The following is a 22,893-nucleotide window of genomic DNA, read 5'->3' as shown; positions in this document are numbered from 1 at the left end:
TGGTTCAGGATAAGGCCGGCCCCATGTTTCCACCGGGAAGCAGTCAGCTGGTGCCATTTTATGAAGATTTTCTGATCGCCCTGGCACCGGTTCTGGCAAAACTGCCTTTCAAAATCATTATTACCGGGCACTCCGATGGCATGATTGGGTCTGACCTTAAAAATACGATAGAACCCGGCCGGATAAACTGGGAGCTTTCCGGACAGCGGGCTGAAACCGTCAGGGAAGTCATTGTTTTTACCGGGGTGCCTAAAGATCAAATAATGTTATTAGTCGCCATGGGCGCCAACCAGCCGATTCGGGGGCTGAAGCCGGGTTCAGGATTAAACCGCCGGGTCGACTTGATGATGGTTCCCCGACAAGATGCCAAGGCATTGATGCAGGAGTTCCAACATAAACGGCATAAAGGTAAATCGTCCTCACCAGTGCCGTCATCGGATATGGATAAAGCCATCCAAAAGGCCTGGGAAAACCGTTACACGGAACCTCCAGGATGATCAAACGCTTCATGCAAGATGGTCTGAGACAGTTCCCTGTCTGGACTCCCCCTTTAGCAGATACTCAGGCACAACCGGAGCTGGACTCACTCCCTCAGCGTTCTGGAGTACCCCATGATGAGTGACTGGATGTGGTTTGGCTCGCTTGCCTTTCCGCCGCTTTTCCGCACAGCCTTTTTCGGCATGATTCTCTGGCTGGTTCCAAGATACATCTATCGTCGTTTTTCCATTGATCGGTGGTTCTGGCATACCGGACTGGTTGAACTGTCTTTCCTGATCATCAGTTGTGCCATTACCAGCCGGATTCTGAGTATTTGACCATGACTGCCTTTTTGCAAACCTGGTTGCGCCCCGTCCTTTTGACCGTGGTAGTGGTCGCTATTGGCGCATACTGTTCCTATTATCTCTGGCAGACCTATCTGGTCGCTCCCTGGACCCGGGACGGACGGTTGCGGGCCCAGATCGCCGAAATCGCTCCACAGGTCTCCGGCAACATTGTCCACATTGCCGTACCTGACAATGGCTTTGTAAAAAAAAACGACATCATTCTGGAGATTGACCCCAGCAACTACCGCATTGCCCTGGCTCAGTGCGAAGCCGAGCTGGCCGGGGCAAAATTCCAGGAGGAACAACTGGCCAGCAACGCACGCCGCCTGGATGAGATGCCGCCACATCTGGTGAGTGCTGAGCAGGTCACCGATGCCAATCTGGCCTGGAAAGCCCAGCAGCAGGCGGTCAAGGCTGCTGAAGCGGCACTGAGTCAGGCACAGCTGAATCTGCAACGCACCCGGGTCAGGGCACCTTTTGACGGTTTCGTGGCCAATATGGATCTGCGCGTCGTCAGCTGGCTGAGTGCCGGGGAAGCGGTGCTGGCCTTTATCAACAGGCGTGACTTTTTTGTGGTCGGCTACTTTCAGGAGAACCGGCTTAAGGGCGTATGCCCCGGAGCACCGGCCAGCATCACTTTTCTCGGGGAGGATACGGTCTATCCGGGCAAGGTGACCAGTGTTGGCCGGGGCATTGCCGACAGCAACCAGAACACCAGCAGCCAGCTGCTGGCCAATGTTGACCAGACCTTTCCCTGGATTCGCCTGGCCCAGCGGATACCGGTCCGGGTGGCGTTTGACCAGCCCCTCCCTGAGCCTGCCCTGATTGCCGGACGTACCACCTCGGTGGTGGTTCAGGGTAACTGGCCTTGCCCATGAGCTTTCCGGTTCGCTATCTTCCCGATCTGGCGGTGGTTGCCCGGATGCTGCTGGCGACGCTGATTGTGCTCGCCGTCAGCCTGTATTATGACTTGCCTTACCCGAGCTGGGCATTGATGAGCATTGCCCTGCTCGGCTTCAAGGTGGAACTGGGCAATATTTATATCAAATCCCTTGCTCGCATTGTCAGTACGGCCGCTGGCGGTATTGTCGGTGCCCTGATCACCATCTGGTTTGGTCAATACCCGCTGGTGGTGGTTATCCTGCTCAGCCTGGTGGTATGGATGTGTGTATCCTTTACCAGCTGTTATAAGGCCATGGCTGGTTATACCAGTTTTCTGACCTGTATTACCTGCCTGGTGGTGGTGATGCTCAATCTGAATAACAATAGTCAGTCTTCTATTGGGTTCTATACCCTCAACCGGATTACCGAAATCAGCCTTGGGTCGCTGGCCATGCTGATCAGTGCCCTGGCCATCTGGCCAAACAGTGGTATTGATCGGTTGACCGATTCGGTTGCCGGTCTGCGCCATCAGGTTGCCCGACTTGAAGACATGGCCCGGCAGCCGGAGCAGTACCCATACCCGGCATTTGTCAGTCTGCATACTCAGTTGAGCCGGATGGTGATCGACTGTGACCAGCAACGCTACTACACACTGTTTCTGGATAACCGGATTGGCCATCTCTCCGGTTATCTGCAACGGGTTATCCTCTCTGTGCTGAACCTTATGGCCAGCCTCACCATGCTGCGTCGTCTTCTGCTTCGCCAGGAACCCAGCCCGCACCAACACCAGGCCATCAAGGACGCAGTTGATCACCGTCGTCAGGAACTGGACAACGAAATGGGGCACCTGATCCACCTGCTCAGCCACCCGGAAGAGATCCGCCAGCAGGAAGCAGAACCGGGCCAGAATTCACTGCTCAATCTTCAGAACTGGCGCTCTACCCTGTACGGCAGCTTAACCGCCGTGGCAGCCCTGGTACTGGGCTATTGGTTCTACGTCATAACCGGTACGCCAGAAGGAGGGCTTATGACTATAGGGGGTATCATTATCACTGGCGTCCGGGTGATGACCGGTGCCCCTCGGGTACCACTGTCCAAAGTATTGACCACCGTGCTGGTTTCAACGCTGATCGTCTTTTTTACCCAGTGCGTGCTGGTGGTCTACGCCAATAGTTTCTGGCCGTTGTTTCTGCTTACCGGTACGCCGCTGGCCGTGCTGTCCTGGACGCTCTTCCGGAAGTTGAGCATCGTCGGGCTGTTCAACGTTATTCTGGTCACGGTGCTGATACCGGTGACCAACGAGCAGTCGCTTCAGCCACTGAATCTCTTCAATAATGCCTTTGCATTGCTGCTCGGTTTCCTGATTGGTTATATCTGTATTGAAGTGATCGGCACCCCACCCCGGGACAAGCTGTGCAAGGATTATCTCAAAAGCCTTGCCACTGTGTTGCAACGCACCATAAACCAGGGTGCGGGAACGATGACGCCATCGCTGTTCCGTCGCAAGATACTGCCACTGGGTGCGGCCATGCAGGCACTGTTCCCGAAACAACAGACGATGATTCTGAACTGGATGGACACTTTGGCCTCAATGGGCAGCATGTGCCTGAAACTGCAGGGGCTGGACAGTAACCCGCAGGGCTGTGAGCGTGCCAGAGCGCTGTTTGCTGAGGCGCGCCAGCAGCTGGACAGCCAGCTCAGCCATTTGCATCTGCCAACCGCAGCCATGACCCCGGAGGATCGGCAGCGCCAGCAGCAGATGGACGACCTGTTTGACCGGGCCCTGACGCTTTATAATCAGGATCAGCAGCCAGACACGCTTAATCTGCTGGTTCTCTGTGGCTGCCTGCGCCAACACCACGAACTGTCCTTTAGCAATGGCCCGGTTTGATGGCTTCAGCCCGCTTTCCCATTGACCGTTTTGTTTGTCACCATAGATAGATTGGGTCGCCCGGATAATGAGGCCGTCGCGAAACCCGGAGAAAAAGCCTCTATGGTGATCAGTGCAAACAACACTTCTTGAATTTTTTGCCACTGCCACAGGGGCAGGGATCATTTCTGCCGACCCCGGCGGGTGATGAAGTAAACGACGCTGCTGGCTGAGATTGTTCACCCTGCTTCGGGGCCGTCTGGTTGATCACCATATTCTCCAGGTTGGTTAACAGCTCGTTACCCTCTCCGGAATAGCAGCTCAACGGCCTTAATGCCGCCACTGCATCATCCAGATAGCAGTAGAACTCACCCTCCTGCTTCATGACCGACCGATTAATTACGTCCGGAGCCACGCCACAGCGTAATTGAAGTTCGTCCAATGTGATGTAATAAGCATCCGCCCACTCTTTTTCGTAGAGGACCTTCAGTGCCGCCATAAAAGGCTCAGGCTGAGTGTTATAGCAGGCCTGGACCCAGGCATTCCACACCTGATTCTTTTCCTGCTCAAGACCGTACTCATAAAGCTGATGCAGATACCTCGTCAACACCGCAAGCGCAAGGTCACCCTGTTGATAACGGACAACCAGTGCTCCCAGCGCGGCATCCCGGACGTATTCATCAATGCTGCTGTTTTCAATAATAGACTGCAGTGGGCGAATATCGCCGGGACATAACGTGGCCAAAATCTGGCTCAGGCGATCACATACGACTTCGTCAAAGTCATCACCAATGGCGACATTCTGCTCAGAACTCATGGAGCTGAACAATTCGACGACAATGGGCCACGCCGCTGGTTCACGAAACTGCGTTAACAGATAAAGGGCATGAAGTGCCAGACGGCTTTTTGCCGATGAGCTGCTGCGCTCTCCCCGTATTTTCACTGCTTCCAGTGCCTGCAGGAGCATCGGGGTGACCGCCTGGCGATGTTCTGCGGCCTCCCTTAAAGCTTGAAAAGGCAACTCACTGGAAACCCGGGAGAGGCTTGTTTTCAGTCTGGAGAGATCCTCGGTAGAAAGGGGCATAACCAGTTAATCCAACCTATTAAAGACATTGGCCGCTAGGATAGACCTTAGTGACCTTAAGATACAGCCTGTGGATATCCCCAGATGACTTTACACGGCGTTATCCTGATAATCGCCCCATGAATGATACCTTTATTGTCCCCTTTTGCAGCGAGCCATTGCCGGAGCTTTACCGGGATGCCGCCATTGTTGTTGTGAATAAGCCGGCAGGCCTGCTCAGTGTTCCCGGAAAGCCACCTAATCATGAAGACAGCGCACTGTCACGGCTGCAAAAAATCAACCCACAGACTCGTGTCGTCCATCGGCTGGACATGTCTACTTCCGGCCTGATGGTCTTTGCACTGGATGCAGACAGTCATCGCGCATTAAGCCGTCAGTTTCAGGAGCGTTCGGTTGCCAAGGAATATATTGCCGACGTGTGGGGAAAACTGGCTGAACCGGAAGGAAAAGTAGAACTGCCTCTACGCTGTGACTGGCCCAACCGCCCAAGACAGATGGTTGACCATGAACTGGGCAGACCATCGCTGACGCTCTTTCACGTAATTGACAACCAGAGACCTGCATTTGACCGGGTACTGCTCAAACCCGTGACCGGTCGCTCCCATCAGTTAAGAGTTCACCTGGCTGAACTTGGCCACCCCATTCTGGGCTGTGAGTTTTATGCCCACCCGGCTGCCCGGCAGGCCAGTCAGCGCCTGAACCTGCATGCCACAAGGCTGGGCTTTACTCACCCGGTAACCGGGGAGCCAATGGCATTTGAGTCGGAAGCGCCGTTCTCGGGCTGAGCCAGTTGTTCACTCCATTGAGGGTTTTTCTTTACTCGCTGGCCCATGACGTATCGGCCATACGCGGGTCGTCGATCCGCTGGCCGAAGCAGTTGTAACGTTGTTCCTGTACCTGACGGAACATGAATGGCTCGAACAACATGCGGTATATTTTGCTGGCGGTGCCACCATTGATGGTTTTTCTCGGGCGACTTTCGATCAGTTTTTCCGCTTCCAGTTTTTTCAGGCCAAGATTGACTGTGGCAGGATTGATTCCCAATGTTTTAGCCAGCTTCAGTTGACTGGGCCAGCACTCCCCTTCACTGTTGGCGTAGCTGGCCAGCACGATCAATAAGAGTTTTTGTGTCGTGCTCAGATTTTCCATTCCGTTAAAATTCAGTTCCACCCTGATCAATTTTACTGCTCCAATTGTGTAGGCGAACGAAATCATTGCTATACTGCTCCCCGAGCATTCGCTCATTGTTTGGAATGAAACCCGGTTAGGAGAGCCACCTCCGTTTGAGCCGGGTTTTTTCTTGACTGAAAAACATAGTCGAGAGTTTTGGGATAGCAAGAAAAACAGGTATTTTTTTGAGCAACACCCTGTATTGTTTCAGCAGCTTTAGCCCTATTGTCTGAGCCAAGACAAACAAGATCAGTTAACAATATAAATAAACAAGTGTGTCATGCCGCGGAGCGGCCATCTGCTTGCAAGCGGTTTTTTTTAAACTATGCTGTGTGCCAGAATTGACGTCCCGGTGGCTTGTCATGTTGAACAAGAAACGCTACGAATTATTGGTGGATATCGGCACTGACATAGATCGCAGCAAGCACCCTTCGACTCCGCTCAGGGTGAGCGGAGAGTGCGTATCAAATGTCGGAATTATTTAATTACTCAATTCCCTGACTGCGCAGGTAATCATCATAAGTACCGTGGAAGTCGACAATGCCGGTATCCTTGATTTCGATAATCCGGGTGGCCAGCGATGAGACGAACTGACGGTCATGGGAGACAAAAATCAGGGTGCCTTTGTAGTTTTCCAGCGCCAGGTTCAGGGACTCAATGGATTCCATATCCATATGGTTGGTTGGCTCATCCATCAACAGAATATTAGGCCGTTGCTGGATCAGCTTACCAAACAGCATACGGCCCTGCTCACCACCGGAAATGACCCGTACGGATTTTTTCAGGTCGCCCTGGGAGAACAGCATCCGGCCCAGTACGCCACGAATCACCTGCTCATCGTCACCTTCATTCATCCACTGGCTCATCCAGTCGAACAGGTTCATATCCAGATCAAAATCAGCACTGTGATTCTGGGCGTAGTAACCAATATTGGCATTTTCTGACCACTGGATAGTCCCCGTACGCGCTGCCATCTTGCCTGCCAGGGTATGCAGCAGTGTGGTTTTACCGACACCGTTCTGGCCAATGATGGCAATACGCTCACCCACTTCCACCATCAGGTTGACTTTGCTGAACAGATCTTCTTCATAGCCCTGGCTGAGCTTTTCCACTACCAGCGCATTACGGAACAGTTTCTTTTCCTGCTCAAAGCGGATAAACGGATTCTGGCGGCTGGAAGGTTTGATTTCCGCCAGCTGAATCTTATCGATCTGTTTGGCTCTGGACGTCGCCTGTCGTGCCTTGGAAGCGTTGGCAGAGAAGCGGCTGACAAAAGATTGCAGCTCGGCAATCTGGGCTTTCTTGCGGGCATTATCGGCCTGCAGGCGCTCACGGGCCGCGGTGGCGGCGGTCATGTATTCATCGTAATTACCGGGCATCACCTGCAGCTTGCCGTAATCCAGGTCTGCCATATGGGTGCAGACGCTGTTCAGGAAGTGACGGTCGTGGGAGATGATGATCATGGTGCAGTCACGCTGCTTCAGAATTCCTTCCAGCCAGCGGATGGCATTGATATCCAGGTTGTTGGTGGGCTCGTCCAGCAGCATGATTTCCGGGTCGGCAAACAGTACCTGGGCCAGCAGTACTCGCAGCTTCCAGCCCGGAGCAACGGCACTCATCAGCCCGTAATGCTGTTCAATGGGAATATCCAGCCCCAGCAGCAGTTCACCCGCACGGGCTTCGGCAGAATAGCCATCCATCTCACCAAACTGGACTTCAAGGTCGGCAACCCGCATACCTTCTTCTTCGGTCATTTCAGCCTTGGCGTAAATAGCATCCCGTTCGGCTTTTACTTTCCAGAGCTCGGCATGCCCCATAATCACCGTATCGATCACCGTGTAGTGTTCATAGGCAAACTGATCCTGACTCAGTTTTGCCATACGTTCATGGGGGTCTTTGCTGACAGTGCCTGACGTTGGCTCCAGCTCTCCGCCCAGGATTTTCATGAACGTCGATTTACCACAACCGTTGGCACCAATGAGTCCGTAACGGTTACCTTCGCCAAACTTGACGGATATATCCTCAAAAAGGGGCTTGTCACCGAACTGCATGGTGATGTTGGCTGTAGAAATCAAATTTATTGTCCTGCCCTGTCTATTGATAAAAAGCTGAATGATAAAAAGTGTCGCAGACTACAGTGACTATTCCTTTGAGCCAATAGGTAGTTTACAAATTCTGCAGTTGTCATTTTCAGTAATACTCCGAGCGACAACCCCAACTTAATTCTAGGAGGCTGACCGAGAATAGACTGCCCTACTGCGGTGGCAGCAAATTGGTCTAAAAAGTCGGAAATTTTCTGCCATCCTCGCTACGGGCGCTATTCTCGGACAGGCTCCTAGGTTTGACTCAGTAATTTTGATGGCCCGATATCATGACCAATCACCCTTCTCCGTCCGGCGATATGCCTGTCACCGTATCTTTTGACGAACTGGCCAGCCTGCTGGCAGAGCAGAGCCACCCTTCAGAGATTCATGGCTATTTATGTGGCCTGTTCTCAGCTGGCGCCCATCCGGGCGTTCAGCAGTGGTTGGCGCAGCTTGCCGAGCAGATGGGGGATAAGTCGTTTGATGAACCTGCGAGGCAGTTATTAAGCCAATTGTTTCTCCATACTCAGAATGAGCTTAACTCTGGCAGCCTGTCGGCAACACTTTTACTCCCTGATGATGATGAAGCGCTTGGGCTGAGGACGCAGTCACTTGGCATATGGTGTCAGTCATTTATCTCCGGCTTTGGTCAGGGGCTGGATAGTCGGCAGGTCAGTGAGATGGTAGAGGAAGTGCTCAGGGACTTTGCCGAAATCAGCCTGATAGAAACCGCAGAAGAGAGCGAGGAGTCTGAAAAACTGTATGTTGAGGTGAGTGAATTTGTTCGTCTGGCCTGGCTTAATGTTTATGCAGAGGTTTGCGGTTTGCCAGAGCTTTCCGACAGTGATGGACGTTCTGGTCAGGGCGCATCCAGAACCCTGCACTGAGAGGCTGTCTGTGAATAGACTGCCCTGCAAGGCAACTGCTCCTGCATCCATGCAGTCTTGCGGTGGCAGCAAATTGAGAATAAAAACAGAGTTCCACAAGATCATGGTGGTGGCTGAGACGTGAATAATTCTGCAGACAAGATGGATTTCGATGTGTTGGTTATTGGTGCCGGGCTGGTTGGAGCCAGCCTGGTCTGTGCATTGGAAAAAGTGGTCCTGGAGCAGGGGTTGAGGCTGGCGATAGTGGAAACCCATGACCTGAGCCAGCCAAGGGATATTCCTCCGAGTTTTGATGCCCGTGCCTCGGCGCTGTCCTGGGGGACCTGTTGTATTTACCACCAGCTTGGGCTGTGGCCAGATCTTGTGGATCAGGCCCAGGCCATCACCGATGTGCATGTTTCTGATCAGGGCCGTTTTGGGGTTACCCGCTTGCACGCTTGCGATGAAGGTGTTCCGGCACTGGGGTATGTGGTCAAAAATCATGTGCTGGGCGATGTCCTTTTGCATCGGTTACGGGATTTTCAGAAGCAGGACAAGGTGACCATGTTCAGTCCGGATGTGGTGAAAAGCCTGACGCCTGTGCCCGGAGGTATGAGGGTTCAGCTAAGGCACTCAGCGGTTTTTGCCTCGCTGGTTGTTCTTGCCGATGGTGGCCGTTCAGGATTGATGGAGCAGCTGGGAATAGCTCTGGCACAGTGTGACTATCATCAGCACGGGATCATTGCCAATATTGCCCTTGACCGGCCCCATAACGGCATGGCCTGGGAGCGCTTTGCCGGTAAAGGTCCGATGGCGCTGCTGCCTTTAACCGGTGATCACCATTATGAGCACCGTGTGGGGCTGGTGTGGACAGTACCGGATGAGGAAGTCGATACGCTTTGTCATCTGGCAGACGGTGATTTTCTGGCGTTATTGCAACAGCGTTTTGGCTACCGGGCCGGGCGCTTTATTGCCGTGGGCAAGCGTGACAGATATCCACTCACCATGCGCATAGCCAAAGAGCAGGTAAGGCCCGGGCTGGTTGTTCTGGGTAATGCTGCCCATGCCATTCATCCGGTGGCAGGTCAGGGTTATAACCTTTCCATTCGTGATACGGTTGCCCTGGCAGGCAATATCTCGGACTCATTGGCAAGAAAAATACCCGCAGGTGATCTTGGCCGGTTACAGGAATACCGGCAACAACAGTTGAGAGACCAGAGTCTGACCAGCCGTTTTTGTGATGGCCTGGTCCACCTTTTTTCACGTACGGATACGGCATCGGTGCTGTCCCGGAACCTGGGGTTGGTGGCGCTGGATTATTGTCATCCGGTAAAGTCAACCTTTACCCGCAAGGCCATGGGGTTATAAAGCGCCGGGAGGCCCGGGCAGCCTTTTGGGGGATGACCGTTCTTGAATCTGGGAAAGTAGGGAGCAGAAATGCAGACGATTGACGTCATTATTGTCGGGGGCGGTATGGTGGGCACCTCTCTGGCCCTGGCGCTTGCCCGGTCTGGTATACAGACGGCACTGGTTGAGCAGCAGACATTGCAGCCCTGTTGGTTCTCGATAGATGATCCATGGCAGCCCAGGGTCAGCGCCTTGACGGAAGCATCGATAAAACTGCTTGACTATCTGGACGCCTGGGAAGGCATCGTTGCCCAGCGGGCCTGCCCATACACTCATATGACCGTCTGGGATGGTGAGGGCACCGGAGAAGTTGCGTTTGATGCCAACACCCTGCCACAAAAACGTCTTGGCTATATCGTCGAAAATGAGGTGATTCGAAACGCACTGTTGCAGCAGCTGGCCCGTTCAACCGTGCGATGTGTTGATCAACAGACAACCCTTGAATACAAGCTTTCCGGCCAGGGTGGTGAAGTCGTTCTGGATAATGGTGAAGTGCTTGCTGCACCTTTGCTGGTGGCGGCGGATGGAGCAGAGTCCCGTTTACGGCAATTGGCTGGCATTCCATCAAACCAGAAGGACTATCATCACCATGCGCTGGTCACCACCGTTGAGACAGCGCTTTTTCATCATCACTGTGCCAGACAGGTTTTCCTGGATTCTGGCCCGTTGGCATTTTTACCCCTGCAAAGCCGGGGGGAGCAGCATTATTGCTCAATTGTCTGGTCTCTGTTCCCGGCAGAGGCAGACCGGATAGAAGCCTTGGGTGACGACGCATTTTGCCATGAACTGCAGAGCGCTTTTGAGCATCGGGCGGGCAACATTCTGAACGTTGATGCACGGTTCCGCTACCCGCTGCGTCAATGCCATGCCCGGCAGTACCATCGACAAGGTGTGGTTCTGGTGGGCGATGCTGCTCATACCATTCATCCCCTGGCGGGTCAGGGGGTGAATCTGGGCTTTATGGATGTGGCCGTGCTGGCGGATGAGTTGATCAAAGCGGACGGTCGCGGCGATGACGGTTTTGCACCGCATGTTCTGGATCGATATCAGCGCCGTCGCATCGGGCACAACGCGTTGATGATGGCAACCATGACTGGCTTTCAACACCTGTTCGGGGCCAATGACCTCGGCATTCGCTGGTTAAGGAACACCGGGCTGCGTCTGACCAATCGATTACCTTTAATCAAGGACATGATTGTGGGTCAGGCGACGGGGTTATCAAACGACCTTCCCGAGTTTATCCACTAAATCTCAACCAGTCCCTCAATTTTTTTCTATCCTGTCTGCTGGATCTGATTATCAAGCAGGCAGGATATGAAACTTCAGGCGCTTCTTGTACACTGTCTAAAAAAAGTGATGGCGGTAGACATCGGCCATCAATCTCCCGGGCGGATTCGTGATCGAAAGGGTGCCTGCTTTCTGAATCGCCTGTCGTTATCTCATGTTAATCGATACCTGCTGCTGCAAACGGCATTGGTATTAACCATGTTTTGTTTGTTTACAGGTACTCCTGTTCTCGGGGTTGAAGTGGAAGCACCTGCTGACTATCTGATCAGCCTTGTCAGGCATGGTGATCGTTCTCCCAGAGACCTTGGGGGAATGGCAAAATACTGGCCAATGGGCCCCGGGCAGTTAACGGCTGCAGGCCTTGAGCAGGAGTACCTTTTGGGCAAGGAAATCCGGAGATACTATTTTTCTGAAACCATCCCTGACTTCTGGTCCCCCAAAATCAGTCAACATTTTGCCAAGGGACTGGATCGTACTATTCAGAGCGCCAGTGCCTTATTGCAGGGGTTTTATCCCGGGCAGGTTGGTAATACCGGGTTACCGGGAGGCATTCAGGTTCCTCCGGTTTATGCCTCACCTTTAGCCCATGATGATCTTTTCTCGGCGCAAAGATTATGCCCGGGGTATTTTCACAGGGTTCAGGCGCTTGAAAAGAGTGCGGACTGGTTAAGAAAAAAAGAACAGCACCGTGACCAGCTGGCTTTCTGGATTGAACTGGGCGAGAGTGAAGGTACTGGCGACCTTTATTCTTTTCTTCCCCTGATCGATCGAATTGCCATTCATAGAATTCACCATTTACCAATGCCTGAAGATATTTCAAGCCAGGAGGCTGTGGGACTGGAGGAATTATTACACTGGATCGTGAGCCGAATTGTTGCCAATTATGAAATTGCCCAGCTTATTGGCGCCCCCTTGGCAAAAGCGATGATCAAAGATTTCAGGCGTGTGCAGCAGTGTCTGGAAGAACAGGGCAGTTGCCACTCCTGCCAGCGATGGACGCTGTACTCCGCCAGCGACAGTAATTTATTGGCGATCATGACCATGCTGGGTGCACCCTCTGAGAAAATGGTTGATTATGCAACACATTTTGGCGTCCAGCTTAACTGGAATGGTGGTCGCCCGGAAGTTGCGTTGTCATTGAATCATAAACCTTTTTCTGTGCCCGGGTGCATTGGGCGTTGCTCACTTGACCAGTGGCTGTTTCTGCTTGAGCGATCATTGCCGGATGACTGGGATTATTTGTGTGCCAAAGAAAGCAGAGGAATGAACTTTACGCCTTATGTCCCCACGGGGAGTGTCGCCAGTCGCTGATAGCAGGCCATGAAATAGACCTCGAAAAAATAAAAGTTGTTATCAGGAAGCTAATAAAATCAAATACTTCCAGGGAAGCCTGAAAAAAAACTGAACTATATTTAATCAGTCTCGTCAAAACTGTATTGAATAACCAGTTCATCAGTTTCTAAAAAGGAGTAATTAAATGCGGAACTATTTTCTGGCGGCAGTATTGCCAGTAGTTGGAATCCTGATTGGGTTGCAGGGCTGTAATAAAGCCCAGGAGTGTCCAGAGGTCACGACGGTGGTTTATGAAGACATATCCAGTGTCGATCAGGGGGCTGAGTCCTATACCTGTAGTAATCCAGATAAAACCAGCCTGCTGGAACTGACCTGGTGTGAAGCAAAAGATCAGTTTGAACATCATGGTCAATCTGCCAGCTCTGATGATTTTCCCGCTTATCTCAAAGGATTTCGTGAAGGTTATGCATTGGCCAGCCAGGCAGCGGATAGTCGGTTGAGCCTCGCTGATGATAGCACTAGCCCTTCTGAACCTCCCTATGATATGGGTTATCGTGATGGGTTCCTTGCCGTTATGGAGGCAATGGGAATTATAGAGTTCAACTGTGCTTCAGCAGACTTGATGAGTGAGTATAAAGATCGCTGGTGCGAAGCTGCAGATGCTTATCGCAGTTCTGGTTCTGGCAGTGATAACAATCCTTTTGTCAGGGCGCGGTTTATTGATGGTTATATGACTGGAGGGCGCGTGGCCTTGACGGTTCCTACCTCGATGGAAGCCTTTTTTGGTGGTGAGAACCCTGAGGGGAAACAGCCGACGATTGTTCAGCCAACCGGTGATTTGAACAGTACAGAGTTGGCTTTTTACCGTGGCTTTGATGTCGGGTACAAAGCAATGATCGACAGTATTCGGGAATCCATCAACCAGGTCATGCAACAGATGCAATTACCAAACAATATGGATTTTCCTGAAGGTTTGATGCCTCCGCCTCCTGGGCAATAATGACCCTTTTTCAGTTGTCATGGACTCTGAAAAATGATCAATTTGTTGATTTCATTTATCCTTGTTCTTTAACCCTTGTGAGAGAAGGTTGCTAAACTAAGGGAACCTTCTTTCAACGGTTACTCTCAATAAGAAACACAAAGGTTAGAGCAATGCATAAGGCCGTGTTTTCCGTAAAACTCAATTCTGAGCAGGTTCTTCAGTACTATAAAGGGCAGAAGCAATCCATAAGGGTCCGCACTGAATCCGGTCAGAGTATGAGTATTCCCTATGACATCATGCTGAAATTTGTCACCAGAGAGGGAATTTATGGTCGTTTTGAAATCACCTACGGTGATGATGGGAGATTTCTGGATCTTGTCCGTCTAACTTGATTCTGATGGGTAAAGTCTGAAGCCGCAAACGTAACGAAACGTTTGCGGCGCACTTTCAGGCAGCCGTGATGATAAGATACTTTTCCATCAACTCATCCTGGGTTTCTTCGCAGTCCGGATTCTTCGGAATGCAGTCCACCGGGCAGACCTGCTGGCACTGAGGTTCATCATAATGGCCAACACACTCCGTGCACAGCAGAGGATCAATCTCGTAAATTTCTTCCCCGGGTGAGATAGCGCTATTCGGGCATTCCGGTTCGCAGACGTCGCAGTTTATGCAATCGTCAGTAATCATTAAAGCCATAGGTGACCTTTGGAATTCAGCTTCGCCTGACAGTAGCTAACAGAATCGCCAACTACTTTTCAGCCTGTAAATACAAATAGAGACGGACAGTGTCTCATTTTCCGTTGAACTTATCTGTCAGTGCTTTCTGAACACATGGCGATACAAACTTGGAAATATCCCCACCAAGGGAGGCAATTTCCCGAACCAGTGTAGAGGAAATATAGGAGTATTGCTCAGCGGGGGTAAGAAAAAGACTTTCCACTTTTGGCGCCAATACCCGGTTCATATTGGCCATCTGGAATTCATATTCAAAGTCAGAAACGGCTCTCAGCCCCCTGAGAATAACCTGGGCCTGCTGCTCTTCCACAAAGCTTGCCAGCAGAGAGCTGAAACCGGTTACCTGAACATTTGGCAAATGAGCGATTGATTCCCGGGCAAGGTTAACCCGGGCTTTCAGGTCGAATAGCGGCTTTTTCCTGGGGCTTTCAGCAACGGCAATTACAATGGTATCAAATAGCTTGGCCGCTCTTTCAACAAGATCCATATGGCCCTTGGTGATGGGGTCAAACGTACCAGGATAGATTACCTTGATCATTAAAAATGACTCTCCGGCCACAAATCCATCAACCGATCAGAGGTACAGGAAATACCAGGGTTCTGCTTTCACCAGAAAACTGTCTTGTAATTAGTGGACAGACTCCCGGTGAAGTATCCCTCTGACCTGTGAATATGGCGACCATTTTTTAGTAAAAGGGCATGTTAACGAATTAGTCAAATGGGTTCAAATGATCGGCGTTATACGGCGCTTGACGTAGAAGATGTGAGGACTTTCAGGAGTGCCTGCTGTAAGACGTTTTACGCCCGTCCAGTGAAGAGCCAGAAACCGGCAACAGTGCCGGTTCGTTAAACATAGTTTACAAGACCATGGGAGAGCGGTTCTGGTTAAATTGAAGATCGGCAACTACTCCTTCCAATCGTACCGAGCTACTTCTGACAGCCTATACCCATTGTTATCTGATTTTTCTAGTACCACTTTCCTGAATACTGCCTTATGAAGGTAGGGTTGGCATTGCGGCATGCTCATTTCACCTTCATTCCTCAAGAATTCTGCATAACATTCTTCTTCAGAATTATAAATCATTAAGTCAGTTGTAATATCAGCCCAAGGCTGCAGGTAACTGTAGGCAAGAACGCAAGCGTTCGTTGCCAGTGTAGCCACTGTTTTGGCGGATACGTTTCTGCCTTCCCGTAAGCATTGCACCAGACTTAGGCTGGTTCCTACGGTACCGGAAAGAGCCATGACGGCACGTGTTCGCCACTTGGTCAGACTGGACGAGTCAGCTCCGGCAGTGTTGAGACTGACGGCAGCTGTCAGACCAACCCCTGCCAAACCTGTTGCCATATTGCCAATATTCATGATGTCTCCAATTTTGGTTAATCAAACCTGATCGGACACTCAAGCATATTGAAAGTTCCTTAACCCAAATTTTTTATGCACTAAGGAACGCCAGCATTTTTTTCTGCAGCCAGCCGCCATAGGGTGGGTAGATCAATTTCGTGCTGTTCAGCTTGCCTTTGGTTAACACCGCCTTGGCTTTGGAGAACGTCAGGAAGCCCTCATAGCCATGGTAGTGCCCCATACCGGAGGGGCCAATGCCGCCAAAAGGCATATCTTCCACAGCCACATGCAATAAACATTCATTAATGCAGACACCGCCGGAGTGGGTCTGTTCCAGTACAGTTTCCTGATTTTTTGTATCAGAACCAAAGTAGTAGAGTGCCAGGGGCCTTGGTCGTTGCTGGACAAACTGAATGGCTTCATCAAGGTTTTCTATTCCGATGACCGGAAGCAGTGGGCCAAAAATTTCTTCCTGCATAACGCCCATACTGTCCGATGGGTCCTCAATTAAGTGGATGGGAATCCGACGGCTTCCGTCGTTGATTTCCTCATTACCCGGAGTGTGAATGATTGCACCCTGTGCTTTGGCATCCTCCAGTAATTTCAATAATCGCTGGTGGTGGCGGTCATTGATGATGGAGGTGTAATCATTATTGCCGTTTACCGATGAGTACATTTTTCGAAAGGCATTCAGGTAGTGCTCAATAAAGGCTGCCTTTTGGTTATTTTTTACCAGAATATAGTCCGGCGCTATGCAGGTTTGACCGGCGTTCAGGGCTTTTGCATAGCAGATTCTTTCCGCCGCTTCCTGTATTGGAAAGTCGTTATCCACAATAACGGGCGATTTACCCCCGAGCTCCAGGGTTACCGGGGTCAGGTTTTTTGCAGCGGCTCCCATAACGTGATGACCGACCGCTGTTGAACCGGTGAAAATAATGTGATCAAAGTGAAGGCTGGTAAACTCGGTTGCCACGTCAGCATCGCCACAAACGACGGTGATCAGGTCAGCGGGAAATGTCTGTTCAATCATTCGGGCAACCAGTTCAGACGTTTTTGGTGTGAATTCCGACATTTTGATCATGGCCCGGTTGCCGGCGGCAAGAATGGTCAGCAATGGGCCCAGTGACAGGAACAGTGGATAGTTAAAGGGCACTACAATACCGACCACGCCCAACGGTTGGTACACGACTTTTGCCGAGGCAGGTAATAGCTGAGGGCTCAGCTTTCGCTTGCTGGGCTTCATCCATTTTTTCAGTCGTTTGATGGTGTAGTGGATATTACCCAGGTTGGGCATGAATTCAGTCAGTAAAGACTCGCTTCTGGATCGACCACCGAAATCTTCATCCAAAGCGGCCAGTAATGGGTCTTTATTGGCCAGCAATGCTTTCTCAAGGGCCTTCAGGCGAGCAACCCGCTCCTCATGGCTGGGGTTAGGGTCTTTCAGAAAAGCTTGCTTCTGGGCAGCAAGCAGGTCTTCCAGAGGGGGAGTGATTTGCCCTGTCACTTTCCTGTGCTCTGACGTAATGGGATCGGCAGCGGTCATGGTTGTCTCCCTTTTGGGCACTGATGGTTTATTTTAATTGTTTTTTATTTTCAATTGGAAAAGAAGAAAGGCTCATCGCTGAGCCTTTTCTCTATTGTTTTATCAAGCTGTTGTATCAACGGGTCAGGCTGAAGGCTCAGCAGATACGGTCAGCCTTATAGTATGACTCGCCGGTATCGATGCCTGCATCAAACTCAGTCTGGCCGCTGCGGCTGGACGTCCTCAACGCTTGGCGGGAAGCAGCCGTTTCTTCAGGCAGCAGGTGATCTACAGCTGCCTTTTCTTCTAACAGCTCCTGTTCAGTTTTCTTCATCATTGACTGACCGTAGTCGTTAATATGAAGGTTCTGCACAATCTGGTAGCTACCGAATTCACAGACGACAGGGAAAGAGTAGTAGATGCCCTTGGCAACACCGTAGCTACCATCGGAAATAATACCCATGGACACGATGCGGCCATCACTGCCCAGGGCCCAGTCACGCATATGGTCAAGGGCGGCCTGTGCGGCGGATGCAGCACTGGAGAGACCACGCCACTCGATGATTTCAGCACCACGCTTCTGGATACGAGGGGTGTATTCTTCCTTGTACCATTGCTCATCGATCATATCGATGGCGGCTTCATCACCCAGTACCTGGGCGTGATGCAGATCAGGGTACATGGTTGGCGAGTGGTTGCCCCACACGCAGACGCCTTCGATATCGGCAGGGTTAACGCCCAGCTTGTTGCCCAGGATGCCCTGGGCACGGTTGTGGTCCAGTCGGGTCATGGCACAGAACTGGGATGCTGCCAGGTCTGGCGCATTGCGTGACAGAATAAGACAGTTGGTGTTTGCCGGGTTACCCACCACCAGGGCTTTAACATCCCGGTTAGCCACGTCGTTCAGAGCCTTGCCCTGTTCGGCAAAAATAACGGCGTTGGCTTCCAGCAGGTCTGCACGCTCCATGCCCTTGGAACGGGGACGGGCACCAACCAGCATGGCGTAATGAATGCCACGGAAACCATCAAACGGATTGTCGTGCAGGCTGATACCGTGAACCAGTGGGAAGGCGCAATCTTCCAGCTCCATGGCCACGCCACGAAGTTTGTCCATAGCCTGTGGGATCTCAACCAGTTGCAGAATCACAGGCTGATCAGGTCCCAGCATTTCACCGGCAGCGATTTTGAACAGCAGAGAGTAGCTGATGTTGCCAGCTGCACCTGTGACCGCAATTCGTACGGGTTGTTTCATGGGGAACTGCTCCTTAGAGTTTTCAGGTTGGTTCTTGGATTGGGAATACGTCCAAATCACCATGAGCCATTTTTAATGGAAGCATTTGTACTTTCTTGAAATGAAAAGTCGTAGAAAGAGGCCCATGGCATCCCAAATGGCAAGCTTGTGGATAATACAGCGTTCAGACGCACTGTTTATTTGATAAAGATCAGCCGTGCACAGATTACTGACATCGTTTCGGTAAGTCTATATGTGAGGCATTGATTATTATTGTTTTTTTATGCGAGACCAGAGGCTGAAGCTTACCTGTCCAGCAGCTTTGATTTTCTCCAGCTGCCAGTTCCCGGGAATTGGCAAAGGGACCAGCTCTTTCTCTACCTCAATGTAAATAAGGCTGTTCTCATTCAGGTAGCCATTGCTTTCAAGCAGCTGGCATGCAGGCGCCAGCAGATTCATCCGAAACGGCGGGTCCAGGAAAATCAGATCAAAACTGGTTTCTGCCGGTTGCTTTAACCAGGTAAGGCTATCGCTCTCGACCACCCTGGCACGCTCCGCTTTTAACAGTGCAAGGTTACTCTTCAGCATTCTTGCGGCAACCGGACTTTTTTCCAGCAACATTGCTGAGGATGCACCCCGGGAAAGGGCTTCCATTGACAGTGCGCCGGTACCGCTGAAAACATCGAGCACCCTGGCTCCCGGGGTAACCATGGTCAGCCAGTTAAATACTGTCTCCCTTACCCGGTCTGACGTTGGGCGCAAACCGGGTACATTGGCCACGGGTAACTTACGGCTGCGCCATTCACCCGCAATAATCCGCAGCTGGCCACCACCGGTATGGGGGGATGCTGAACGTGGGTGGAGTTTCGGGTGTCTGGCTTTGCCGGGCATCATAAGGCTCTGTTAGGGATGTGGAAATGTCGGCAAGCATACTGGCTATTGTCAGAAAATTCATGGAAAAATCCCTGGCTATTAAATCAGGTCACTAATAACCGTTGCCCGCAGGCCATACACGGGGCTTGCGTTTTTGTATTGCGGTCAAATCGGTTGAGGTGGTGAGATTACTTACTGTGAACCTTCGTACTTAAAAAACCAGGAATTGGAACTCTGGTATTTCTTTGTTGTCAAAACAGGACAAATTAATAAGTAATGACTAAAGGAATTTTCTATGGATGCTGTATGGCGCAACGTACCCAATCAACATTATGCCGATGCCCAAAGACCGGGGATTGCCCCAGTCGATAATGAAGCTGCAGCCGGTGCCCGGCAAAACAACGATACTGGCTGTGTTGAAGGCAGGGTAACCGAGGGATTAAAAAGCGCTGCTGTACAAGCGTTTCTGTCAGATCGTTATATACCGATGAAACTCAGGAGTATCGCTGGGTTACCAATGGACGATTTTAAAATGATGTCGGGCGAACTGAAAAAGGCAACCAGAAAATCCGACCAGAATGCAATGGCAAAGATTGCCAGGGATTACCTTGAGAAGGTATTTGCAAAAGTAGACAGTAAAGAGATGTTAACAAGAATTAAGGAAGCGACAGGTTTGCAAGACTTTGCGCCATTTGCGTCAACTGAAAGCCCTGTTGCAACAGATAGCGTAAATAAGGCGGAATCCAGAAAAAGGCCATTGGGCGACAACCCGGAGATTGATCCGAAAGAATGTGCAAAAACAGAGACATCCACTGTCAGTGAAACCGGAGACAGCCTGCAAGATGCAACGGGCCTGGATCAACCGGATGTCAGCGCTTCAGAAGAACCTTCCCTGAAAATTCCAAATGAAGATTACATCAAGAGTCTGGATGATACAGACTTAATGAAAATGCGTACCAACAACCTTGAGTATGATATGGACACTGGGCGTTATAGCTACGATGCCGCCATGACCTATAGGTACAACCGGCCATCGGATGAGGTGAATTTTGCCATGAGGCGGCATCCTGGCAGCCGTTCTGGGGGTCGTTATGGCATGGTGACTGGAATGTCAAGCTTTCACCCCAGTGACGTCCCGCAGATAGTGCGAACCGGATCTGAAAGGGGCTGTGCACCGTTTTGCAATGGGGATACGGTAGTGATACGGACTTTTCAGCAGTTAGATAAACACGCAGCCAACATGTCCTTCTTACTGAAAAGTCTGGAGCTGGCAATATGCAGTCATGGGTTGCCAAAAGGTCTGAAGGAGCTGGCCATCAAAGTCGCTGTGACCGATGGCTATCGCGTAAGTAATGTGCTTCGTGTGTTCAAGGTCAGGGATGGATTCGTCAGCAGTATGGAAAATGATCCCGATAACCTGGTGGCAGCGGATAATCTGTTAAGGATTACCTTCAACCGGAAAAGTGATATGGCCGAGTTGTTTGCTGTGGTTTCCTGGCGTGATTACAAAGCTACAGGCAAAACTCTGGGGGAGCTGGAACGTAATAATCAGGTCACGCTTACTATGGAGTCAACGTGCGACGAGACGATTCAAGGTGAAATAATGACCCAATGCCGAAGTCTGCCTGTTTTGTTGGATGCGCCGCTTAACAATGTCGCGCAGCAGGTCAGCGCGAAAACATATATCTTTGAGAATATGGCGTTTAGAGGGCCGTATGGGGGGCAGCAATGATACCGGGTGGGTAAGCTTGCCAGCAGTGGCAGCCTTTTCTTATCGATGGTTTCATTCGGGTCGTGAACGTTGCGTTTTTTCCCGGATAAAGTGCATTTCGTGACAGTGCGAATTGAGATAGGATAGGCCATTATTCATAGCCTGTATGATGGATTGTCATTGCTTTTCATTGGCTGCTACGGAAGCAGTTCCGGAAAAGCTCCTGTGATATGACAATCCTGATCGTCATCAGGCACCCCCCACCAAGGTTATTGAAGTAGTCTATGTTCGGTTCGCGCAAAGACGGTGAAAAAAAAGCCAAACGCAGTTTTTGGCCCTGGGGTCGACGTGCCCAGAGTGAAGTTTCTGAAGAACAGGCAGGGCCAAAGGCTGAGCCTGAAGCAGAAGACGTAGTATCCACTGCAGAAACTCCCGAGGTTACGACGCCAGAGTCGGCTTCTGAATCTTCCGCTGGTGTTGTTGATGTTGTGCCTGAAGCTACGTCTGAGGTCGTTCAGTGCCCTGAAGATAAGCCTGTACATCAAGAACCTCAGGACGAGCCAACTGATAAAGCACCTGAGGTTTCTGTACCTGAGGTTTCTGTAAAAGAAGTCCCGGTTGCTGCTGCCATTGAAACGCCCCGGGCTGCTGATTCAGAAATACCGTCAGAAAAAACACCAGTTGAGCCAGAGAGCAAGCCTGAAGCCAAAGGTGGCTTCTTTGCCCGGATGCGTCAGGGGCTGAGCAAAACCCGTAATGTTCTGGTCGAAGGCGTTGCAGAACTGTTCATCGGTAAGAAGGAGATTGATGATGAACTTCTGGATGAACTGGAAACCCAGCTGCTGGTGGCCGATGTGGGGGTTGAAGCTACCACCGAAATCATTGCAAGGCTGACCCGGAAAGTTAAGTACAAAGAGCTGGATGACGCGGATGCCCTGATGGCTGCGTTGCAGTCCGAGCTTGCTGATATTCTTGAGCCTGCCGACCAGCCACTGGTGATCCCGAAGCAGGACACACCTTTTGTTATCCTGGTGGTGGGCGTTAACGGCGTGGGTAAGACCACCACCATTGGCAAGTTGGCCCGCAAGCTCCAGTCTGAAGGCCGCAAGGTTATGCTCGCTGCTGGCGATACATTCCGTGCGGCCGCCGTTGAACAGTTGCAAGTGTGGGGTGAGCGGAATGAGATTCCGGTGGTTGCCCAGCATACGGGCGCTGACAGTGCTTCTGTTATTTTCGATGCCCTGGAGGCAGCAAGGGCCCGCAATATTGATGTCCTGATTGCCGATACCGCAGGCCGCCTCCACAACAAGGATCATTTGATGGAGGAACTGAAAAAAGTGAAGCGGGTTCTTGGGAAACTGGATCCTGATGCGCCCCACGAAGTCTTACTGGTGCTGGATGCGGGCACCGGACAGAATGCCCTGAGCCAGGCCCGCCTGTTCCATGAAACGGTGCAGCTCACCGGCATGGCCCTGACCAAGCTGGACGGAACGGCCAAGGGTGGAGTGATCTTCGCGCTGTCCAAACAGATGAAACTGCCTATTCGTTTTCTTGGTGTGGGTGAACAGATTGATGATCTGAGACCTTTCTCAGCCAAGGAATTTGTTAAAGCACTCTTTTCCCGGGAAGGTTGATACAGAGGCTAATGAACAGCAAATGTCCCTCATCAGGCCGTTAGGAGGCTGACCGAGAATAGCGCCCGTAGCGAGGATGGCAGAAAATTGAGGATA

General features: G+C 51.3%; 23 protein-coding genes. 14 read left to right on the top strand and 9 right to left on the bottom strand.

Features of this window, described 5'->3' with window-relative positions:
• From KDK13_RS16395 to KDK13_RS16375, 5 genes are all read left to right on the top strand, one after another.
• A partial coding sequence (locus KDK13_RS16395; protein WP_257286057.1) for an OmpA family protein occupies positions 1-497 on the top strand: 497 nt, incomplete at its 5' end.
• Positions 494-622, top strand: a complete 129-nt coding sequence (locus KDK13_RS16390; RefSeq protein WP_257286056.1) for a hypothetical protein — start codon at positions 494-496, stop codon at positions 620-622. The genes KDK13_RS16395 and KDK13_RS16390, both read left to right, overlap by 4 nt.
• Positions 612-815, top strand: coding sequence for a DUF1656 domain-containing protein (locus KDK13_RS16385; protein WP_257286055.1), 204 nt, complete (start codon positions 612-614; stop codon positions 813-815). Before KDK13_RS16390 ends, KDK13_RS16385 begins: the two co-directional genes overlap by 11 nt.
• A 2-nt stretch (positions 816-817) precedes the next feature.
• Positions 818-1,702, top strand: coding sequence for an HlyD family secretion protein (locus tag KDK13_RS16380; protein ID WP_257286058.1), 885 nt, complete (start codon positions 818-820; stop codon positions 1,700-1,702).
• Positions 1,699-3,597, top strand: a complete 1,899-nt coding sequence (locus KDK13_RS16375; RefSeq protein ID WP_257286054.1) for an FUSC family protein — start codon at positions 1,699-1,701, stop codon at positions 3,595-3,597. The genes KDK13_RS16380 and KDK13_RS16375 overlap by 4 nt, the downstream gene beginning before the upstream one ends.
• A gap of 109 nt (positions 3,598-3,706) precedes the next feature.
• Here KDK13_RS16375 and KDK13_RS16370 read toward each other — a convergent pair whose 3' ends face one another.
• The gene (locus KDK13_RS16370; protein WP_257286053.1) at positions 3,707-4,660 is read right to left on the bottom strand and encodes a DUF1186 domain-containing protein; all 954 of its coding nucleotides are present in this window, start codon (positions 4,658-4,660) and stop codon (positions 3,707-3,709) included.
• A gap of 119 nt (positions 4,661-4,779) precedes the next feature.
• Here KDK13_RS16370 and KDK13_RS16365 point away from each other — a divergent pair, with 119 nt between their 5' ends.
• Complete coding sequence (locus KDK13_RS16365; protein ID WP_257286052.1) at positions 4,780-5,445, top strand: pseudouridine synthase; 666 nt, start codon at positions 4,780-4,782, stop codon at positions 5,443-5,445.
• A 31-nt stretch (positions 5,446-5,476) separates the two neighbouring features.
• Here the strand turns inward: KDK13_RS16365 and KDK13_RS16360 are convergent, their stop codons facing one another.
• On the bottom strand, positions 5,477-5,809 hold the full coding sequence (locus KDK13_RS16360; RefSeq protein WP_257286051.1) for a helix-turn-helix domain-containing protein: 333 nt from the start codon (positions 5,807-5,809) through the stop codon (positions 5,477-5,479).
• Positions 5,810-6,315: 506 nt separating this feature from the next.
• Complete coding sequence (locus KDK13_RS16355) at positions 6,316-7,905, bottom strand: ABC-F family ATPase (RefSeq protein WP_257286050.1); 1,590 nt, start codon at positions 7,903-7,905, stop codon at positions 6,316-6,318.
• 296 nt (positions 7,906-8,201) lie between these two features.
• Between KDK13_RS16355 and KDK13_RS16350 the strand changes: the two genes are divergently transcribed.
• The 6 genes from KDK13_RS16350 (at position 8,202) to KDK13_RS16325 (ending at position 14,141) form a co-directional block, all read left to right on the top strand.
• Positions 8,202-8,801 (top strand): UPF0149 family protein, encoded by a 600-nt coding sequence (locus tag KDK13_RS16350; RefSeq protein WP_257286049.1) that lies wholly within the window; start codon positions 8,202-8,204, stop codon positions 8,799-8,801.
• A gap of 120 nt (positions 8,802-8,921) precedes the next feature.
• Entirely contained in the window at positions 8,922-10,148 is a 1,227-nt protein-coding gene (gene ubiH / locus KDK13_RS16345) for a 2-octaprenyl-6-methoxyphenyl hydroxylase (RefSeq protein WP_257286048.1), read from the top strand.
• Positions 10,149-10,217: 69 nt separating this feature from the next.
• The gene (locus tag KDK13_RS16340) at positions 10,218-11,435 is read left to right on the top strand and encodes an FAD-dependent oxidoreductase (protein WP_257286047.1); all 1,218 of its coding nucleotides are present in this window, start codon (positions 10,218-10,220) and stop codon (positions 11,433-11,435) included.
• Between the two features lie 66 nt (positions 11,436-11,501).
• Positions 11,502-12,785 carry a histidine phosphatase family protein gene (locus tag KDK13_RS16335; RefSeq protein ID WP_257286045.1) on the top strand — a complete coding sequence of 428 codons (1,284 nt, stop codon included), beginning with the start codon at positions 11,502-11,504 and terminating at the stop codon, positions 12,783-12,785.
• A gap of 166 nt (positions 12,786-12,951) precedes the next feature.
• Positions 12,952-13,767: a hypothetical protein gene (locus KDK13_RS16330; protein WP_257286044.1), complete on the top strand. Its 816-nt coding sequence runs from the start codon at positions 12,952-12,954 to the stop codon at positions 13,765-13,767.
• Between the two features lie 152 nt (positions 13,768-13,919).
• Entirely contained in the window at positions 13,920-14,141 is a 222-nt protein-coding gene (locus tag KDK13_RS16325) for a DUF2835 domain-containing protein (protein WP_257286043.1), read from the top strand.
• A gap of 55 nt (positions 14,142-14,196) precedes the next feature.
• Here the strand turns inward: KDK13_RS16325 and KDK13_RS16320 are convergent, their stop codons facing one another.
• From KDK13_RS16320 to rsmD, 6 genes are all read right to left on the bottom strand, one after another.
• The gene (locus KDK13_RS16320) at positions 14,197-14,445 is read right to left on the bottom strand and encodes a YfhL family 4Fe-4S dicluster ferredoxin (RefSeq protein ID WP_101745606.1); all 249 of its coding nucleotides are present in this window, start codon (positions 14,443-14,445) and stop codon (positions 14,197-14,199) included.
• Positions 14,446-14,539: 94 nt separating this feature from the next.
• Positions 14,540-15,022: a pantetheine-phosphate adenylyltransferase gene (coaD, locus tag KDK13_RS16315; RefSeq protein WP_257286042.1), complete on the bottom strand. Its 483-nt coding sequence runs from the start codon at positions 15,020-15,022 to the stop codon at positions 14,540-14,542.
• Between the two features lie 366 nt (positions 15,023-15,388).
• Positions 15,389-15,844, bottom strand: a complete 456-nt coding sequence (locus KDK13_RS16310; RefSeq protein ID WP_257286041.1) for a hypothetical protein — start codon at positions 15,842-15,844, stop codon at positions 15,389-15,391.
• Between the two features lie 73 nt (positions 15,845-15,917).
• Positions 15,918-17,369 (bottom strand): coniferyl aldehyde dehydrogenase, encoded by a 1,452-nt coding sequence (locus KDK13_RS16305; RefSeq protein ID WP_257286040.1) that lies wholly within the window; start codon positions 17,367-17,369, stop codon positions 15,918-15,920.
• 136 nt (positions 17,370-17,505) lie between these two features.
• The gene (locus KDK13_RS16300) at positions 17,506-18,600 is read right to left on the bottom strand and encodes a malate dehydrogenase (protein ID WP_257286039.1); all 1,095 of its coding nucleotides are present in this window, start codon (positions 18,598-18,600) and stop codon (positions 17,506-17,508) included.
• Positions 18,601-18,849: 249 nt separating this feature from the next.
• Entirely contained in the window at positions 18,850-19,473 is a 624-nt protein-coding gene (gene rsmD / locus KDK13_RS16295) for a 16S rRNA (guanine(966)-N(2))-methyltransferase RsmD (RefSeq protein WP_257286038.1), read from the bottom strand.
• A gap of 274 nt (positions 19,474-19,747) precedes the next feature.
• Between rsmD and KDK13_RS16290 the strand changes: the two genes are divergently transcribed.
• Both KDK13_RS16290 and ftsY read left to right on the top strand, forming a co-directional pair.
• Positions 19,748-21,184 carry a hypothetical protein gene (locus KDK13_RS16290; protein WP_257286037.1) on the top strand — a complete coding sequence of 479 codons (1,437 nt, stop codon included), beginning with the start codon at positions 19,748-19,750 and terminating at the stop codon, positions 21,182-21,184.
• Between the two features lie 263 nt (positions 21,185-21,447).
• Positions 21,448-22,797 (top strand): signal recognition particle-docking protein FtsY, encoded by a 1,350-nt coding sequence (gene ftsY, locus KDK13_RS16285; RefSeq protein WP_257286036.1) that lies wholly within the window; start codon positions 21,448-21,450, stop codon positions 22,795-22,797.
• Positions 22,798-22,893: the final 96 nt, after the last annotated feature.

Origin of the sequence: Endozoicomonas sp. SESOKO1 (assembly GCF_024606265.1) — a bacterium.
Taxonomy (GTDB): domain Bacteria; phylum Pseudomonadota; class Gammaproteobacteria; order Pseudomonadales; family Endozoicomonadaceae; genus Endozoicomonas.
Note: the sequence above shows the minus strand (reverse complement) of the source record. Positions and strands in the feature narration are given on the sequence as shown.

Coding starts and splice junctions, on each gene's coding strand:
- KDK13_RS16390 (WP_257286056.1), top strand. CDS start 494: ATGATCAAACGCTTCATGCAAGATGGTCTGAGACAGTTCCCTGTCTGG.
- KDK13_RS16385 (WP_257286055.1), top strand. CDS start 612: ATGATGAGTGACTGGATGTGGTTTGGCTCGCTTGCCTTTCCGCCGCTT.
- KDK13_RS16380 (WP_257286058.1), top strand. CDS start 818: ATGACTGCCTTTTTGCAAACCTGGTTGCGCCCCGTCCTTTTGACCGTG.
- KDK13_RS16375 (WP_257286054.1), top strand. CDS start 1,699: ATGAGCTTTCCGGTTCGCTATCTTCCCGATCTGGCGGTGGTTGCCCGG.
- KDK13_RS16370 (WP_257286053.1), bottom strand. CDS start 4,660: ATGCCCCTTTCTACCGAGGATCTCTCCAGACTGAAAACAAGCCTCTCC.
- KDK13_RS16365 (WP_257286052.1), top strand. CDS start 4,780: ATGAATGATACCTTTATTGTCCCCTTTTGCAGCGAGCCATTGCCGGAG.
- KDK13_RS16360 (WP_257286051.1), bottom strand. CDS start 5,809: ATGGAAAATCTGAGCACGACACAAAAACTCTTATTGATCGTGCTGGCC.
- KDK13_RS16350 (WP_257286049.1), top strand. CDS start 8,202: ATGACCAATCACCCTTCTCCGTCCGGCGATATGCCTGTCACCGTATCT.
- KDK13_RS16340 (WP_257286047.1), top strand. CDS start 10,218: ATGCAGACGATTGACGTCATTATTGTCGGGGGCGGTATGGTGGGCACC.
- KDK13_RS16335 (WP_257286045.1), top strand. CDS start 11,502: ATGAAACTTCAGGCGCTTCTTGTACACTGTCTAAAAAAAGTGATGGCG.
- KDK13_RS16330 (WP_257286044.1), top strand. CDS start 12,952: ATGCGGAACTATTTTCTGGCGGCAGTATTGCCAGTAGTTGGAATCCTG.
- KDK13_RS16325 (WP_257286043.1), top strand. CDS start 13,920: ATGCATAAGGCCGTGTTTTCCGTAAAACTCAATTCTGAGCAGGTTCTT.
- KDK13_RS16320 (WP_101745606.1), bottom strand. CDS start 14,445: ATGGCTTTAATGATTACTGACGATTGCATAAACTGCGACGTCTGCGAA.
- coaD (WP_257286042.1), bottom strand. CDS start 15,022: ATGATCAAGGTAATCTATCCTGGTACGTTTGACCCCATCACCAAGGGC.
- KDK13_RS16310 (WP_257286041.1), bottom strand. CDS start 15,844: ATGAATATTGGCAATATGGCAACAGGTTTGGCAGGGGTTGGTCTGACA.
- KDK13_RS16305 (WP_257286040.1), bottom strand. CDS start 17,369: ATGACCGCTGCCGATCCCATTACGTCAGAGCACAGGAAAGTGACAGGG.
- KDK13_RS16300 (WP_257286039.1), bottom strand. CDS start 18,600: ATGAAACAACCCGTACGAATTGCGGTCACAGGTGCAGCTGGCAACATC.
- rsmD (WP_257286038.1), bottom strand. CDS start 19,473: ATGATGCCCGGCAAAGCCAGACACCCGAAACTCCACCCACGTTCAGCA.
- KDK13_RS16290 (WP_257286037.1), top strand. CDS start 19,748: ATGGATGCTGTATGGCGCAACGTACCCAATCAACATTATGCCGATGCC.
- ftsY (WP_257286036.1), top strand. CDS start 21,448: ATGTTCGGTTCGCGCAAAGACGGTGAAAAAAAAGCCAAACGCAGTTTT.